The organism is Paenibacillus sp. FSL R7-0272 (assembly GCF_037969905.1).
GTDB lineage: Bacteria > Bacillota > Bacilli > Paenibacillales > Paenibacillaceae > Paenibacillus > Paenibacillus polysaccharolyticus.
On sequence record NZ_CP150221.1, the window covers coordinates 386,693 to 404,562 of the forward strand.

The 17,870-nt window shown below is 48.2% G+C and carries 12 protein-coding genes; 9 read left to right on the forward strand and 3 right to left on the reverse strand.

Annotation, left to right across the window (positions count from 1 at the left end):
• Positions 1–214: 214 nt before the first annotated feature.
• Both MKY23_RS01855 and MKY23_RS01860 read left to right on the forward strand, forming a co-directional pair.
• On the forward strand, positions 215–2,158 hold the full coding sequence (locus MKY23_RS01855; protein WP_336121317.1) for a methyl-accepting chemotaxis protein: 1,944 nt from the start codon (positions 215–217) through the stop codon (positions 2,156–2,158).
• A 284-nt stretch (positions 2,159–2,442) separates the two neighbouring features.
• A complete protein-coding gene (locus MKY23_RS01860; RefSeq protein WP_154892052.1) occupies positions 2,443–3,711 on the forward strand; it encodes a DUF2087 domain-containing protein in 1,269 nt (422 codons plus the stop codon).
• 531 nt (positions 3,712–4,242) lie between these two features.
• Here MKY23_RS01860 and MKY23_RS01865 read toward each other — a convergent pair.
• Positions 4,243–6,243, reverse strand: coding sequence for a methyl-accepting chemotaxis protein (locus tag MKY23_RS01865; RefSeq protein WP_339834856.1), 2,001 nt, complete (start codon positions 6,241–6,243; stop codon positions 4,243–4,245).
• Positions 6,244–6,481: 238 nt separating this feature from the next.
• Here MKY23_RS01865 and MKY23_RS01870 point away from each other — a divergent pair, with 238 nt between their 5' ends.
• The 6 genes from MKY23_RS01870 (at position 6,482) to MKY23_RS01895 (ending at position 13,708) form a co-directional block, all read left to right on the forward strand.
• A complete protein-coding gene (locus tag MKY23_RS01870) occupies positions 6,482–7,156 on the forward strand; it encodes an AzlC family ABC transporter permease (RefSeq protein WP_090919048.1) in 675 nt (224 codons plus the stop codon).
• On the forward strand, positions 7,147–7,476 hold the full coding sequence (locus MKY23_RS01875; protein WP_145334208.1) for an AzlD domain-containing protein: 330 nt from the start codon (positions 7,147–7,149) through the stop codon (positions 7,474–7,476). The genes MKY23_RS01870 and MKY23_RS01875 overlap by 10 nt, the downstream gene beginning before the upstream one ends.
• 145 nt (positions 7,477–7,621) lie before the next feature.
• Positions 7,622–8,278 carry an SGNH/GDSL hydrolase family protein gene (locus MKY23_RS01880; RefSeq protein ID WP_339839146.1) on the forward strand — a complete coding sequence of 219 codons (657 nt, stop codon included), beginning with the start codon at positions 7,622–7,624 and terminating at the stop codon, positions 8,276–8,278.
• An 80-nt stretch (positions 8,279–8,358) separates the two neighbouring features.
• Positions 8,359–10,491, forward strand: a complete 2,133-nt coding sequence (locus tag MKY23_RS01885) for a heparinase II/III family protein (RefSeq protein WP_339834859.1) — start codon at positions 8,359–8,361, stop codon at positions 10,489–10,491.
• A 22-nt stretch (positions 10,492–10,513) separates the two neighbouring features.
• Positions 10,514–12,553, forward strand: coding sequence for a glycosyl hydrolase (locus MKY23_RS01890; protein ID WP_154984983.1), 2,040 nt, complete (start codon positions 10,514–10,516; stop codon positions 12,551–12,553).
• An 18-nt stretch (positions 12,554–12,571) separates the two neighbouring features.
• Positions 12,572–13,708 (forward strand): glycosyl hydrolase, encoded by a 1,137-nt coding sequence (locus MKY23_RS01895; RefSeq protein ID WP_339834863.1) that lies wholly within the window; start codon positions 12,572–12,574, stop codon positions 13,706–13,708.
• Positions 13,709–13,923: 215 nt separating this feature from the next.
• Here MKY23_RS01895 and MKY23_RS01900 read toward each other — a convergent pair whose 3' ends face one another.
• On the reverse strand, positions 13,924–14,529 hold the full coding sequence (locus tag MKY23_RS01900; protein WP_339834865.1) for a class I SAM-dependent methyltransferase: 606 nt from the start codon (positions 14,527–14,529) through the stop codon (positions 13,924–13,926).
• 305 nt (positions 14,530–14,834) lie between these two features.
• On the opposite strand from MKY23_RS01900, the gene MKY23_RS01905 reads away from it, so the two are divergent.
• Positions 14,835–17,180 carry an Ig-like domain-containing protein gene (locus MKY23_RS01905; protein ID WP_339834866.1) on the forward strand — a complete coding sequence of 782 codons (2,346 nt, stop codon included), beginning with the start codon at positions 14,835–14,837 and terminating at the stop codon, positions 17,178–17,180.
• A 144-nt stretch (positions 17,181–17,324) separates the two neighbouring features.
• Here MKY23_RS01905 and MKY23_RS01910 read toward each other — a convergent pair whose 3' ends face one another.
• Complete coding sequence (locus tag MKY23_RS01910; RefSeq protein ID WP_090918944.1) at positions 17,325–17,870, reverse strand: chromate transporter; 546 nt, start codon at positions 17,868–17,870, stop codon at positions 17,325–17,327.

Consider the following 17,870-nt stretch of genomic DNA (forward strand, 5'->3'; position numbering starts at 1 on the left):
AAAAAGAGAGTATATCTAAGTAATAGGATCAAATCATTAAAATTGCGATTATTTAGTATGGATACATAATGTTTCGCGGCGAACTTTCCGATAAAAAGAGTTGAACTTAATGATGGGAGATAGATAGATAATGAGAAAAGGGCTTCAAAAAAGACTTCAAAAAAAGCCTCAAACAGGGCATAAAGTGAAGGGGAGGTTTCAATCATGGTTTACGTTGACGGTAAAAAAACGGCTGATTGCCGCATTCCTTTTGTTCCTGATTGTACCCAGCCTTAGTGTAGGGTGGCTTGCTTATCTTAAGGCAGCAGATCAGGTTAAAATGGAGATTACTCGTTCTGCACAGGCCAAAACGGAAATGCTTAGTCTGCAGATTGATCAGATGCTCAATATGGAGAAGGACAACGCTGCACAGATGGCATCGGGTATTACATCCGAAGACATTATTAACAAGTCACCTGCGCTTCAAGCTCAGATGGATCGGATGTCCAAAAACCATAAAGAACTCGGGGTGCTTACGGCTGGAGCGAAGGATGGAAGTTGGATGAAATCCCCTGATCCCGGTAACCAGATCTATGATCCTCGTGAACGCACATGGTATAAGATGGCTCTATCACAATCTGAGCCAGTCATCTCGGATACTTTCCAGTCCGCAACGACTGGGGAATGGGTGGTGACAGCAGCGGCCAAGCTAGCAGACGGACAAGGTGTTTTTGGAGCCAATGTAAGCTTGAATCATTTGAAGGAGACAGTGGATCAGATCCATATCGGTAAAGCAGGGAAACTGTATATGCTGGATAATGGCGGGAAATTTTTATTCCATTACAAGATTGAATCCGGTACTCAGTCTAATCAAAGTTACATCAACGAGATGTATACGAAAGATCAGGGAACCGTGAAGTATACATATGATGGTCAACCGATGGAGGCTGTATTTTACACAAATACGGCAACGGGTTGGAAAATTGTCGGCGAGATGATTCCCTCCGAAGCGGCAGAGTCCGTGCAGCCTATTATGATCCGAGCAATCACTCTTGTCGGCGTAGCGGTTATGGTGGGGATTGTGCTGCTGATCTTTATTATCCGTAGCATTCACCGTCCATTGCAACAGTTAACCCAAGCGGCTTCTCAAGTAAGTGCAGGGGACCTGACGGTTCGTGTAGGCCTGCGGCGCAAGGATGAGTTCGGTCAGCTTGGAGAAAGCTTTGATACCATGACGAATTCACTGCGTCATGTCCTGGGCGAAGTACATGATACATCGAGTCAGCTGGCGGCATCATCGGAAGAGTTGATGGCAAGCTCTGAGCAGACCTCGAAAGCAACGGAGCAAGTAGCGGAGTTGATGCAAGATGCAGCTGCAGGAACAACGATGCAGAATGAAAGTCTTGCAGCGACAGAGCAACTTGTCGGTGAGATGTCACTTGGTGTGAAGGAGATTTCTGCAAGAGCCGGAGATGCAGAACGTATTGCCATTGAAGCATCCTCCAAATCGGAAGCGGGTATGGTCACGATGCAGCAGGCCGTGTCCCATATTCAGCAGGTGAATGATGAGAGCAAGGATATGGAGGCTGTCATCGAAGATCTGCGAGCGAAAAACGATGAAATTCTGGAGATTGTAGCGGAGATTACAGCCATCGCCAAGCAGACGAACATTCTGGCACTGAATGCTTCCATTGAGGCTTCGAGAGCAGGCGAGCATGGCCGGGGATTCGCTGTGGTTGCGAACGAAGTGAAATTGCTTGCGAACAGCTCAGGTGCTTCGGCAGAGCGAATCAATGAGCTTATGCGGGAGATGCATGAGAAGACTCATGCTGTTCAGTCTACCTTTGCACGTACAGGTGAAGGTATGGTGAAAAGCTCGCAGATGATTGCAGAGGCCGGAGAAGCCTTCGAGACGATTCGTGATGCGGTTCGAACCGTTGCGTCCCAGGCCGAAGAGGCAGCTACAGCTTCCCGTCAGATCGATCAAGGAATGGGACATGTGAACAAAGCTGTAAACGAAACGATGGTTCTCTCTAACCGGATTGCTGCGGGAACCGAGGATGGATCGGCGGCTGCTCAGGAGCAGCTTGCTACAATGGAGGAGGTTGCAGCATCTTCAGCGGCTTTGTCTCGCATGGCAGAGGATCTGCAGAGCATGATTGAACGATTCAAATTGTAACTGAGGGAGTATGAACGCGGGTATGAAGGCTGTCGGGGTAATGAACCGGCAGTCTTTTTTCTTTTTTTGCAGGAGATTGGATTATGATTGAGGTATCTAATCTACCTCGTTAGTTTGACAATAAACAAATATAATTATATTATGTCTATAAATAAACAAACAAATTAATTAAATAGAGTTTTTTTAAATGAATTTCCCGTATGAATCAATACAGATTAACTTGGAACTCCAAATAACTCACAAATCAAAATACATTAGATGATTGATAGAAAGGACGGCGAAGGATGAAAGCCTCGGATTCAAGATTGCAGACAGCATCTCTCGAAGAGATCAAACGCGGATATGTGGAGGAAGGAATGGCCTATTCCTGTATTTGTTGCGGTTTTACAACAGAACCGGGAATTGTTTACCCTGACGAAGGTGTGCTCTATGATGCGGTTCGTTACATGGGTGTTCATATTGAGAAGGTCCACGGTTCGGTATTTGAATATTTGCTGGAGCTGGATAAAAGTGTGACCGGATTGTCGGATGTACAGCGAGGTCTGCTGGCCCAGTTCTATGAAGGGAAAAAGGATGCAGAAGTGCAACAGGCTCTGGGCATCGGCAGTGCGTCTACCATTCGAAACCATCGATTCGTTTTGAAGGAAAAAGAGAGGCAGGCCAAAATATTTCTGGCGTTAATGGAACTGTTGAAAAATAAAGACCTGCATGCTCCGGCAACATGGGTGTCGCCGATTATGAAACAAGGTCATACGATTCATCAGCATTCCTTTGATATATCCGAAGAGGAACGGGAACAAGTGCTACGCAGCTACTTTCCCGAAGGCACAAGCGGCCCAATGACTACGTTCCATATGCAGCAAAAGCATAAGTTTATCGTACTCACAGAGATTGCCAAACGTTTTGAATCCCGGCGTCAGTACACCGAAAAACAAGTGAACACACTCTTGGAGAAGGTACATGCTGACTATGTTGAGATTCGGAGATATCTGGTGGATTACGGCTTGTTGGAGCGAAAAGAGGATGGAAGCCAGTACTGGCTGGGTAGTGCAGCAGAGGAACAAGGTAACGGTAGAGGGGATGGGAAACAGAAGAAAGGATCATCAACAATATTATCAGATAATTCATCTGCATCCCCAGCCATGGAACAGCAATTTCCAGCAGTAAAAGCAGGTAAAGGAGAGAAAAGCATGAATCGACGCAAAGAGTTACAAGAGCAAGCCAAAGAAGTCAAAACAGAAGCAGGCGTTTATCAAATTCGGAATGAGCGAAACGGCAAAGTGTACATCGACAGCACGCCTAATCTGAAGACCATTAATGGGCAGCAATTTATGCTGCAGATGGGAAGCCATCTGAATCGACGTTTGCAGGCAGAGTGGAATGAATACGGTGAGAGTGCATTTACGATTGAGGTATTAGAAGTCATGAAAAAGGATGACAATCCCTACGCCGATCCGAAGGATGCGCTGGCCAAATGTCTGGAAAGCTGGTTTGAGAAGCTGGAGCCTTACGGGGATCGTGGATACCACGGGGAGACAAAACCATCGAATTAGTAGGTGAATAGAGTTCAATTTCAGTATTGAACACTACGAACTTAACATTTTAATTTTGAACAGCTAGTTCATCCTCAGCATGAAGCATAGTATAACGGGCAGTGACTCTAACGATCCCAGAGGAGCTTAATTTGGCGATACTGGTTTTCTGGAAATGTAACGATCACCAGAAACCTTATTTCACTAAAACACACGATATCCGTTCATTTTCTCTTTATTTTTACTAAATAAGCTTCCCTGAGATCGTTAGAAAATAAAACGGTATGATATTATCCAAATAGCGTTCCTGGGGATCGTTAGAAAATTATCCAGCTAGATCAGGCGATGCAGGGCAGTCACTTCTGGGCGGAATATTGTGATTTAGCCTTTTTAATAAGTTAGTAAGCAAGCAAGTGGCAAGTAAGTAGTGAGTATGTATGACTATCCTAAATGAAAAAAAATCCCTTTGCTGTAGAGTCGGCAAAGGGACTTTTTAAGTTGATGTGCTCTAAAATGCTCGCCAAATGGCGAAAGATTTGCGTTGGTTGCCCATTACAGCTTGAATTGCTCCACCAGCTTCTGCAGCTTATTAGCCAGATGCGCAAGGGAATCGGCAGAGGATGAGATTTCCTGCATGGACGCCACTTGCTCTTCCGTCGCAGCGGAGATATTCTCTGTGCCATCGGCATTGGTTTCCGAGATGGTATGAATGTGGTCGATAGACTGCACCACTTCTGCTGTGCTGGCAGACATCTCTTCTGATGCCGCTGCGATATTTTCAAGCTGCTGATTGACCACCCCAACGGCCTCGCTAATCTGCACAAATGCATCATCGGCAAATTGTACAGCTCGGATGCCGTTGTCTACATCTTTTTGTCCCAGACGAACATTCTCATTAGCCCTGGATATTTCTTGCTGAATGGATGCGACCATCTCCACGATCTTCTGACCGGATTCGCTGGACTGCTCCGCCAGTTTGCGGACTTCACTTGCTACAACGGAGAATCCGCGTCCATGCTCACCTGCACGGGCTGCTTCAATGGAAGCATTCAGCGCAAGCAGGTTGGTTTGGGCTGCGATATCCGTAATGACAGATACCATCTCACCGATGGAGCTGGAATGCTGATCCAGCCGTGTCGCAGTTTCTGCGATACCTTGCACAAAATGCTGGATGGAACCCATCTCCGATACAGCCGTTTTGATCGTCGAGTTCCCTTGTTGCGCGAGTTCGCTTGCTTGCATTGCAGCTTCGGATACTTGCTGTGTACTGTTGGTTACTTGTCCAACCCCTCCGGCAAGTTCATTCATCTGTTGTGCGGTATGTTTCAGGCTGTTTGCCTGCTTTTCAATGCCAGCTGCGGACTGTTCTGTAATGAGGGCCACTTGCTCCGTAGCTTTGGTTGTCTCGGACGAATTGATGGCAAGCTGTGCAGAAGATGTTGTAAGCTCGTCAGCTGTATTACGCACATCCTGAATGACGGTTCGTAAAGATTGACTCATTTTGTTAAAGCTGTTGCTGAGTTTTCCAAATTCATCCTGACCGTGCACAGCAACCTCAATGGTCAGATTTCCATCGCTGATTTCGTTGGAGGCTTTGACAAGGCGATTGAGCGGTCTCGTAATGGCTTGTACAATCCAGAAAATAATGATGGAGCTGACAACTATAGCAATTGCAATAACAATCAGGGTAGTGTACAGGATTGGACGAACGGTTTCCGTAACTTCGTCGTTATCGATAACACCGACAACTGTCCAGCCTGTCGTTTCATTGGTTACGAAGAAAGCATGCTCACTTTTTCCGTTCAACGTATACTGCAGATCGCCATTTTTTTGGTCAAAAATTTGTTTATAGGGTTCCATCGTGCCTTCGGTACCTGGTTTTTCGGTTGGATGCACGATGATTTTATTTGCATTATCGATAATATAGATATATCCTCTTTGCCCGATTTTCGTGGAATTTACCGTCTGGGAAAGAGCTTCAAGGGAAAGGCTGACCGAAACAACACCATGACCGTCACCGGTCGTCTGAGCGACCGAAGCAACCACGTTACCTGTATTGCTTGAGATGTAAGGTGTAATTACAGTTGGCACGTCTTTGTTCTCCGAAGCAGCTTTAAACCAAGGACGTTCACGGGGATCATATCCCGGCTTGTTAACGGCGGTGACCGGGGAGTTGATGTAGACACCTTTATCCGTTCCGACGGAGGCAAGTTCCACGTCATTGTGTGTATCTTTGTAAGCATCAAGTAAGGTACGAATGGTATCCGTTTCGTCCCCTTGAACCGGACCCACATTACCAGCATCCAACTGACTTGCCAGGAAGTCTACATTTTTACGTGTAGCCCCAATAATCTGGTCAATGGTCTGATTCAGTACACTTACGCTACTGTTGGCATTCTCAAACATTTTTTCTTCGACTTTGGTAGCCGCTGTCTGGAATGAAATGATGCCTAAACTGATTGTCGGGATCAGCAGCACGATAGCAAATGAAAGTATCAGTTTCTCTCTCATCTGTAACGTTCGTTTCCCCTTTGGCTGCTTCACTTTCTTCATAGTACATTCTCCCCCTGTCAACTCTCCCGAACTGACATAAAATATGGTATATTTCTAAGTTAATGCAAACCAATTCTGCATTCATTATTCCAAATCTCTGATTCAGAATGGTATGTATCGATATATATCGGCTGACAGTGATTAAAATTAGAGAGGAGTTGTACGAGAGTTGAATGAAAGTGCACCAAGATTATCTGCACATGAAAAAAGTGTGGAAATCCAGGATAAAGCAACATTTATGCAGGGGGTTCGAGATTGTGTACCTACCCTGCTTGGATACTTAAGTATTGGCTTTGCAGCGGGGGTCATCGAGATGACTGCAGGTCTCAGTTTTGCCGAAACGGCATTGTTGAGCCTGATTTTGTATGCAGGTTCTGCCCAGTTCATCGCAGCAGGGATGCTGGCTTCCAACGGATCGGCGTTAGCGATCATCTTCACTATATTTTTTGTGAATCTGCGTCATCTGCTGCTTAGCGCAGCCGTATCTCCGTATTTCAGACATCTGACACCGCTTAAAAATATGTGGATTGGCTCACTGCTTACGGATGAGTCATTCGGTGTGGCGATGACACGTGCAATCGGCAGAAAAACGCTCAGTGAGCGCTGGATGCACGGTCTGAATATTACGGCGTACTTGAACTGGTTTATCGCGAACATGGCGGGAGCGTACTTTGGACGCTGGATCACGAACCCGGATCGGTTTGGACTGGACTATGCGTTGCCAGCGATGTTTATCGGTCTAATTGTGCTTCAGTTGGTACATCGCAAAAGCAAAAAAATACATATCAATGTAGCAATCATTGCGGTCGTGTGTGTTATCTTAGCAAGCATGGCTTCACTAGGTAGTCTGAGCATTATCATAGCGGCAGTGGTTGCAGCAACGATGGGAGTGTTTATGGAACGATGGAAGTAAGATGGGATGTATTCTGGATTATTATGGGCTCGGCACTACTCACGTTTATCCCCCGGGTATTGCCGCTTATGCTCTTCAGTAAAATACAGATTCCGGTGTGGCTGATGCGCTGGCTCGAATATGTGCCTGTTGCTGTCATGGCCTCACTCATTGGTCAGGAATTGTTTATGTCAGGCAATCGTCTTGTCCCCATTACAGAAAATGCCGCCTTGTGGGCAGCATTGCCCACAGTGGCTGTAGCCATCTGGACACGCAGTCTGCTCGGTACGGTGCTGGTTGGTATTGTATCCATGATGATATTACGTTACCTCATGGGATAGGAAGGTAGCATCGTGATGAAAACGCTATTTTCTAATGAACCTAAAAGGGATAAGATGGAGAAAGCAACATGAAATAGTCTGTTGTGCCATGGATATAGTAGAAGGATTTCATCAACTATTTTGAGCGAAAGGAACGATGTCTAAGATGAAACCAAGTCCATCGACGATTTTGTTTCAAGGGGATTCCATTACCGACGGAGGAAGATCACGGAATGAGGATCTGAATCATGTTCTCGGTCACGGGTACGCTTATTTAATCTCAAGCAGACTGGGCATGGAACTGGCGAGCAAGCAAAAAACGTTCTATAACCGAGGCATTAGCGGAAATCGGGCATCCGATCTGTACGCACGCTGGAATGAAGACACATATAGTCTGAAACCCGATCTGATCAGTATCCTGATTGGGGTTAACGATGCTTGGCGTTTCATGAATGATGAACCAAGAGGATATACAGATCGTTTTGCCCGGGCGTATCGTCACCTGCTGGAGGAAACACGGGAAGTTATACCGGATACCGGACTTGTACTGATGGAGCCTTTCATTCTGAAGACAGGGGCGACACTGGAGAAATGGGAGGGCTGGGAAACGCTTATGGCTGAATACCAGCAACAGGTTCGAGAAATGGCCGAGCACTTTGGGGCGGTGTGGGTCCCGCTACAGCAAACGTTCAATGCGGCATTGGAGCAAGCCGATGCTTCATACTGGTTATGGGATGGCGTTCATCCTACTGCGGCAGGTCATGAGCTAATTGCTCGTCAGTGGTTGTCTGTGGTGCAGCAATCTCCACTTGCTATTGTGTAGCTTATCTTAAATTCCATTAGTGAAGCGTGGTGAATCCTTTGCAAGGCTCTAATCACGAAATCGGAAACGAACATCATGAAATGCGTGTAAGACACGCTGTAGATGAATCTGAGGTACTCGACTGGCCAGACGAAGAGCGAATCCAGCAGGTGTTTCGTCACATGAACAAGCGTAATGATGGTCAAGAGATAGCGGGATTTAAGACTGATGAACTGCGGGAAAAGTTGTCCCGGCACGAATTCGCTGAGATGCTCACCGATTTACGAAGGTATGGAGAGCAAGCATTAAGAGAACCGCTACCTCTTCTGACATTTCAATTATTTCGACAGTTCGGCAGGGCGGGAGACCGCAAAGCATACGAGCAGGTTTACTTCGAAAGGCGCGGTAGATTAGCAGCCGTTGCCATGCTTGCTCTCGATGCTGGCACCCCTCATATGGTTCATGCTCTCGAAGAGATGTTGTGGGCGGTATGTGATGAATATACCTGGTGCCTTCCGGCACATCTGGGAACGGGAGAGGCGGAGCAGGTAGCAGGCAATATCGACCTCTTCGCGGCAGAGACGGTACATATGCTTGCGGAGATTGTGATACTTCATCGTCATCATCTCGATGCTCTGGTTGTTGAACGGATACGTAAAGAGGCGGAGCGACGTATCTTTACGCCGTTATACAGGGAAAAGAGGGCATATCACTGGCAGATAGCCGATCACAACTGGTCTGCTGTCTGTGGGGGATGTTGCGGCATGGCTGCTCTGTTATTGCTGGAGGATCAGGCGATTCTGCTGGAGGCCAACAGACAGACAATCAATTGTATGAAGGCGTTCTTAAGCGGGTATGGCGAGGACGGCGGCTGTGCTGAAGGGATTGGGTACTGGGTGTATGGCTTCGGTTATTTCGTCTATTATGCCGAGATGTTACTGGACTACACAGAGGGAGCGTTGGACTTGTTACAAGGTTCCAAAATAGCGGCGATAGCGGCATTTCCGCTACGAATCCATCTGTCGGGCGGTACATTTATCAATTATTCGGATAGCTCGGAGCATGAGGAGATACCTTCGGGGCTCCTGTCTCTGTTAGCTGTACGTTTCGGAATGGAAGTGGATTTGCCCTTGCGTATTCCCAGGCTGACAGACGACCCTTGTCGTCGTTGGGCCCATCTGCTACGGAACTTGATGTGGAGCGATCCGGTGGTATATAAACGTATACATGGAGAAGCGGCTGAGCGGGCGAATGGAGGGTTTATTTTTCAACAGCTGGAATGGATGGTTGCTAAACATGCCCTTCATATGCCGCCGAATGTACAAGGGGAGACGAGCAGACGGTGTTCAGACCGTGAGTGGGTTCAGGTGGCATGTTCGTTTAAAGGGGGTCATAATGATGAACCCCACAATCATAATGATCTGGGACAAGTGATTATCCATTGCGGTGGCGAAAATATACTTTGTGACCCTGGAGCAGGGTTGTACACTCAGGCGTATTTTGCTCCAGGGCGCGAGCAGTTATTTCATATCTCATCTGCCGGGCATAACGTGCCCCTGATCGGAGGTTGCGAGCAACGTTCGGGTAGAAAGGCTGAAGCCGAGTTGCTGGAATTCAGGCTTGAGCCGGATGGAAGTGAAATGCAGGCCTTGTTCGACCTGACGCGTGCATATTCCGAAGCAACAACACTACACCGATATACACGTCATCTGAGCTGGAAGGCCGGACAAGATTGTGTTGGAATGAATGGGACTATGGAAGTTAAGGAAAGAGGCGGCAGTTGTTGTAGTACGGGGAATCCTTCTGATCCGGGTGTGCATGTAGATATGGCGACCTTGCGGATTATGGACAGATTCCAATGGAAGATGGACAGAGAAGCGGATACCACGAAGTCTTCGTTGAACGAGCCATATGTTGAAGCACAAGTCGTTGAGCGTTGGATAAGCCGGGTAAGTCCGACAATGGAAAAGGAAGGCAGACTTCGGTGGCAGGCTTCGCAGGCTAATCTGTACATGAACTATGATGCTGTCCTGTGGCGGGTGCAGACAGAAGCTGTGCATACCGTGGATCACGATCAGGTCCCTGTTACATTTTATCGTACATCACTTGTTTGGAAAGGGAACGAAGTTACAGCGACAAAGAGCGAGGATGAACGAGTTGAAGATGCCGAAACCGCCAACGGTGCTCCGCTAGAGATTGTATGTCAGATTGATTTTATGGTTGAACCCCATTAAGGAGAAGCCGAGGTGAGTCCACGTGAGTCGTTATACAGCCACAGCGACATATCCATGGAAAAATGAACTTGAAAGGTATCGCACATTAGCAGCTGAAGCTGGCTCTGCACCGGCAGATGGCTGGAGCAGGGAGCGTAAGCTGGCACTCGTGAAACAAATTGTGTGCGCTTACACGAAATATCAGGATAGTAACGGTGCAATTATCGATCCGTATTCAGGAATGGAACGGTACTACTCCACCCCGGCCTACGCTATGGCAGCTGCAGTACTGGTGGATGCAGGGCACATGGAGCTGCTGGATTCTGCATCGGCAGCTCTGTCCCATAGCATTGATGCGGTGGTAAGTGGCAGTGCCCCAGACCATCATCCGGATTTTTTTCCTGTACTGATGATGCGGGCATACATGTTGCTAAGATCTCATCGACCTGATCAGGCCTCTATCTGGGCCGAGGCACTTCGGACGATTGATCCCGAGAACGATTATGTATTTACGATGAGTAAGATGAATAATGCCAATCGCATGATTAACTGGAATGCCATTATGATCTCTGGTGAATACCTGCGATGGAGCGAACATCTTGCGAATGAGGATACAACGTGGATGGATCGTTATCTGGAAGCATACCATCTGCCGCGTTTTACTCCGCTCGGTCTGTATCAGGACGGTCCGCTGGATCGGCCGAATTGTCCGTTTTCCTATGATATTGCTACCCGTTATCATCTTGAAGTGATGCTTGATGGAGGTTATGAAGGGGCAGTCGCAGATGCATTACGAGAGAAGCTGAATCATGGTGCGTTCAGCTCACTGCTGATGTTGTCTCCGCTGGGAGAAATACCGCCGCGTGGTCGCAGCTCCCAGCACCAATGGAATGAAGCAGCGGCGGCATATGTTTGCTCGGTACACGCCAAGCTGGCGATGCAGGCTGGGGATTCGGTGATGGCCGGGGCGTTTGCACGAGCGGCAAATCGTTGTTTTGAAGCCGTAGAGCGCTGGCTGATGCCGGATGGACGATTGAAAATTGTACGCAACGAATATGCGCCGGAGAAACGTCACGGCTACGAAGTATACACCAACCACACCTGTTACAATCTGTGGACGGCAGCCGCGCTTGCACATGCCTGTCTTCGTGATTTAGATGAGGAGATTGTGCATTCCTATCTCCCCTCCGAGATTGGAAGCAGAGTACTTCAGGCGGACGGCTGGTTCGAAACCCTGCTGGCCTCTGTGCCAGGTCAGCAGTTGGTTTTGCACACTGCGCTGAATGACCCGTATACGATTCCGGGGCTGGTACGAGTGCAACAGGCAGGTCTGCCGGGATTAATAGGCCCCTCCGCAGCCAGTCATGTACAGGCAGGATTTACGGAATTTGCTGAAGGTGTTGTACAGCCTCTGAGTTATTGCCCCGCTTGGAAGACAACGGATGGGGTGTGGCATAGTCTGGCTGAGGGCATACCATCAGGTAGTGAGTATGACCGTGATGCGGGAATTGATCCGGCACACGGTGGCGGTTCAATCATATTTAAAATGGCGACCCGGATGGGTGAGAGTTCGGCGGATAATGAGCTACAAGAAACCGTGTCAGCAGTTGGTTCAAATATTGTGAAGAGCACTGCTGAGCATGATACGAGAAAAGCTTCTGAGCAAACTAAGAGGGAAACTGCCGAAAAAGCCATGTTGAATACAACCGAGAATGATTTTGAAATTACCTGGACGGGGCCTTTACCTGGGATGCGATCTATCATTAACCGTTATGTGCATCGAGCAGATGAACTGGTAGTGACGTATATATTTGAGGGTGAGATTGAGGCGGTGGGAGCTGTGATTCCACTGATGTTTAGCGATGGTCGGGAGCAGGCTGTGATTACCTATACGGAGCGCAGTGTGCGCACAACGTACCTGGGAGCATACGTTGAATCGACAATTCAAGATGCAAAAGCTGTGATTCAGCTGAATCCACAGGAAGTGGCTTCACGCAACGGGCTGCTCAAGCAAGCACGGATGGAAGTTTACGATGCACAGCAACTGACATTCACTATTCGATTGGGACGCGATCTCACATAGGAACAGGAGGACATGATCATGAATACCTCAACATCCGCAACATGGCTGGAGGAAGCATGGCAGCAAGGGGTTCACAAGACGATTCGAAATGCGAAACGAATCCAGGATACCTTTCCTCATATTTCACCGCAGGGTGTGTACGACAAAAATGATCCGGAATGGTGGACAGCCGGTTTCTGGCCCGGACTGTTGTGGCTGGTGTACCGTGATGATCCGCAGCATGAAGCGGCCGCGGATCTGCGGCATATCGCCGCTAGCTGTGAGCGACAGCTCGAAGATTGTCTGCGTGATCCAGACCTGGTGGATCACGATCTGGGTTTCATCTGGCTGCTTAGTGGCGTAGCCAGCTATCGCCAGATGGGCAGCGAGGATGGGCGCCGCCGCGGCATGCTTGCCGCGAATCTGCTCGCTGCCCGCTTTCACGTGCGCGGTGAGTTCATCCGCGCATGGAACTTCGGCTCGTCGATGATGGACACGCGCGGCGTTGCCATCATCGACAGCATGATGAACCTGCCGCTGCTCTACTGGGCATCCGAGCAGAGCGGCGATCCTCGCTTCCGATGGCTGGCGGAAGCGCATGCGGACACCGTGGCGCGCGAATTCGTCCGCGCAGACGGGTCCATCTGCCACGTGGTGGAGTTTGATCCACACACGGGGCAGAAGCTGCGGGAGCATGGCGGCCAGGGCCATGCTCCCGGGTCCGCCTGGGCGCGGGGCACCGCCTGGGCGTTGCACGGGTTTGCGCTGTCTTTCCGGTATACGGGCGAAGCCCGATATCTGGAGACAGCGGAGCGGGCGGCCGATTTCTTCCTCGCCATGCTTGGCGAAGACATCGTGCCGGTGTGGGATTTCCGCGCGCCTGCCGAGCATCAGGCGGCGTGGGACTCGTCCGCTGCGGCGATTGCCGCGAGCGGTCTGCTTGAGCTCGCGAAGCTGTCGCCACGCGGGCAAATCTACGCTGCCGCGGGAGAGCGCATCGTCCGCGGCTTGTACGAGCGCTACAGTCCTGCTGAATCTGTAGCGGAAGAAGGGCTGATTATGCAGGGAACGGTGCATTACCCGGAAGGCCGGGGAATCAATGTGCCGATTATTTACGGCGATTACTTCTATATGGAAGCGCTGGCGAAGTTGCGTGGAAACGAGGGATTATTTTAACGGAAAACGCTGAAGAAAGCAGAATTTCCGAAAATTCGTTCCAAGCAAGGAAGTTTCCCGCAGGCGTGCCGGGGCACGTCAAGGGGAAGTGACATAGCAGGGAGCGAAAAAGGGGGAAAGATGCAATTCAGTAGGTTTCAAGATACGCCTAGCCAACCGCCCTGCATAGGGCGGTTATTTATGTTGTTTCTCTGCTGTATCTTCAGGAAGTGAACTTACTTCGCTGGCGAACGTCTCAGAATGACAAAGTCGGCAGAGGATTGCTCGGGATATCGCTGGCGTATGATCTCATGCACTTTGAAATCGGGATAATCGAATAGATAGTGGAACAGATTCCGATCCTGGATAGTTTTCACGCCGGATTCTCCTTGCTCCTTCAGCCTTGTATAGAGCACCACCCATTGAGTTGAAGTGTGGAGAACATCGCGTAAGGTCGCCCGAAAATCCGTTTCATCTGTAATATGATACAGCACATCCAGACACACGGTCAGATCAGCTTGGAGAAAACCGCGATTGACCCACAGGCCCGGTGTATACACCATGAAGCTTTTGGAAGGATCGCTGGCATATAGCGAAGCGCATTGTTTTATAGACGAGGATGCCACATCCATGCCCAAGTATTCAACATAGTTCATATATTTCAACTGGTTTCCATCTCCGCAGCCGAATTCGATGACCCGATGAATACCTTCGCGCTGGATTAACGCATTGACCACCTCGGCTTTGAATTCCGCCAGCACGCCATATGAACCCCTGCCCGACGTTTTACCCGAAGAATAAGTCTGCTCCCAATAATGGATGTAATCAAATGACTGATTCACACCGATTTCCCCCGATACTGAAAAATGATGTTGTGTAAGACAGCAAGCCTTATATTCAGGTTATGCGCAGCGGGAATCGTTATGAATTAGACTTAGCAAATTGGCGACTTTTCCTCCACTAGGTGTTCGCATGGCGTCCATCGTAGAATGATAGATGAGACTATAGTATGAATTTCCATATAATTACCTGAAAATATCCTGAAAGTCTAAACATCTGGAAAGTTCTTGCCGACATTAATTAGAGTAGGAAAAAATTGACGATTAATCGGAGGGAAATGATGTTTAAGCCAAGATTGACCAAGTACATGGTGATGATGCTGGTGTTGATACTGAGTATTTCCAACGTAGGCTTGGCCGCTGCGGCAGAGAAAGAACTGTCCAAAATTGTGGTTTCCAAAAATGAAATGTCGCTCGAAGTCGGCGATTCCGGGTCGGTTACCGTAACGGGGGTATACTCAGATAATTCCTCGGCAAACGTTACCATTAGTTCATCCTGGACGAGCAGTGATGCTTCGGTAGCATCTGCATATAATGGTTCAATAACAGCCAAAAAAGAAGGTACAGCCACGGTTACAGTGGCATATCAGGGGCAAAGTCAACCTATTCAAATCAAAGTGACAAAGAAAGTCAAAGCCCTTTCAAAAAATGTGCAGGATCTTGATCTCCGTACAGGGGTTACCAAGGATATTTTGCTGACTGCAACTTATAGTGATAATTCAACGAATGAGCAGGCGGCCAGCAGTGCTGAATGGTCAACAAGTAATGAGAAAGTGGCAACAGTGGTCAACGGTAAAGTGACGGGTCAGAGTGCAGGCACAGCGTTGATTACGGCGAAACTGGGCAGTCAGAGCGTAACCGTAGATGTTAATGTGGAAGTGGTTAAACGTGTGGATGTAGACAAAAGCCAGATCAGTCTGCTTCTTCAACAGAAGGAAAGTGTCAAGTTAACAGCGACCTATCCAGATGGATCTACCAAAGATGTAACCGATCTGGCAGAGTGGACGTCAAGCAACGAAAAGGTTGCAGATGTACTGAAAGGCAACATTACAGGTTATTCGGCAGGTTCTGCCACAATTACAGGTAAATATGGTACCAAGTCGGTATCCGTAGATGTGGATGTAGATCTGACGAGCAAGCTGAGCGTAGCCAAACAGAGCATCTTCTTCCGCTTGAGTGATACGAATAAAACGGCCAATGTCGCGGTTACAGCTTCATATCCAAACAGTAGTGATGTGAATGTAACGGATCAGGCAACGTGGACATCCAGCAATGAGAAGGTGGCTACGGTGTTCAAAGGCCAGATTACAGCAATAAGTGCGGGATCAACAACGATTAAGGCTGCATACAGTGGCAAAACGGTAGAGATCGCTGTCGATGTAGATACGGCGAGATATCTGGATATCAAAGATGTTACAGACAAACTTGCCATGAGCGTTACCGGTGACAATAGAAAGAAACAACTTACAGCAAACGCTGAATACATCGATGCAAGCAAGGAAGATGTAACGTCCAAAGCGACGTGGACGTCCAGCAATGCAGATATTGTATATGTATCGGGCGGTGAACTGATTGCATACAAATCGGGTACAGCTACCATTACCGCAGCATATGGCGGCAAAACGGTAAAATTCACAGTAAACGTAGACGTGCCTGACAAGTATGAGATGGATAAAAAGAAAGCAACCGTTGCTGTTGGCGGAACCACTGCTGCCAAAGTGCTTGCCGTATACGGTGAAACTTCCAAGGATGTATCTGACGATGCAACGTGGAGCAGCAGCAGCGAGAAAATTGCTGAGGTAGACAGCAAAGGGGTTATTACGGGTGTAGCGACAGGCAAAGCAACGATTACTGCTAAAATCGAAGGAAAAACGTTGACACTGCCTGTAGAAGTAGGAATGGCGAGCGGGCTAGAAGCGGATATGAACTTTGTCGTGCTGTCGGCAAAAGAAACCCAAGCCATTGTCCTTACGGGTACGGATGGGGACGGTAATACGAAAGACGTTACAGCCGATGCAACTTGGAAATCGAGCAATGCCCGTGTAGCTGATGTGAAAAAAGGTGTAATCACAGGTAATAGCAGTGGTAAAGCGAACATCACAGCTGAATACGGCTCACAGAAAATCACAATTCAGGTTGAAGTCGATGTCATTTCTCGGATTGAAGCATCTGAACCAGCTCTTTCCCTGAAATCCGGTGAAACCGTGGATTTGAAGTTGACTGCTACCTTGAGTGATGGCAGTGAGCGGGATGTTACAGACAAAGCAGAGTGGAAATCAAACAGTTACAAAGTGGCTCAAGTGACCAAAGGCAAAGTGAAGGCACTGAGCTCAGGTAAAGCAAGAATCACTGCGAAGTACGGTAGCAAAACGGTTACGATTGCGCTGGACGTAGATACATTGAAATATTTACAGACGGATAAAGTCACGTTAACGATGAAAGTTGGCGATAAAGCAACCGTAGTAGCCACCGCAACATATTTGGATGGAAGTGAAGCAAATGTGTCCAAACCAGCACTTTGGACTTCCTCGCGCATTGCGACGGCTTCCGTAAAAGATGGGATCATTCAAGCGAATGGTAAAGGTAAAGCGACCATTACCATCTCCTATGCAGGTGTAAAAACAAAGGTCAACGTTGTGGTTGAGGAGAAGTAAGGTCGGAATACGGATTAGAAATAGTAAATGTCAAAAAGGTGATATCAGCATTCAAGCTGATATCACCTTTTTGAGTAACATCCACATTTGAAAACATACGTTTTCCCGAATTCACAAATTAATTAAATAGGCGATCTAATCTGGTCACATCGTATGTGACAGTACCAAAGCACCATAGGCAAAAGCAATAAGGATAAGAATTGCCGGGTGCAGCTTGGTTTTGGTCATGACCCAGAGGGAGATGCCTGCAATAATCAGCGTCTGCCAGATGCCGATGGAGTCCGTGGATACTTGGCCGAATTCCCAAGTGAGCAGAATCATGAGTACAGCGATCACCGGTTGCACAAGCAGAGTCATGCCTTTGACCTTAGGTGAAGTCCGGTGTTTGTTCAACAAACGAAGTAATAGAATAAGTGCAACTGCTGACGGTACAATGGTAGCGAAGCTGGCGATTAACGCACCAAACCAGCCTGCGACGTGATATCCGACAAATGCAGCAATTTTCGTGGCAATCGGGCCTGGGAGCGCATTACCGATCGCCAGTACATCACCGAACTGCTCGGTTGTCATCCAGTGGTAATGATTCACAATCTCTTCCTGCATCAATGGAATGGAAGCGGGGCCGCCTCCGTATCCGAGGATGTTCGCTACGAAAAATCCCCAAAATAATTCCCACCATGTCTGAAGCAT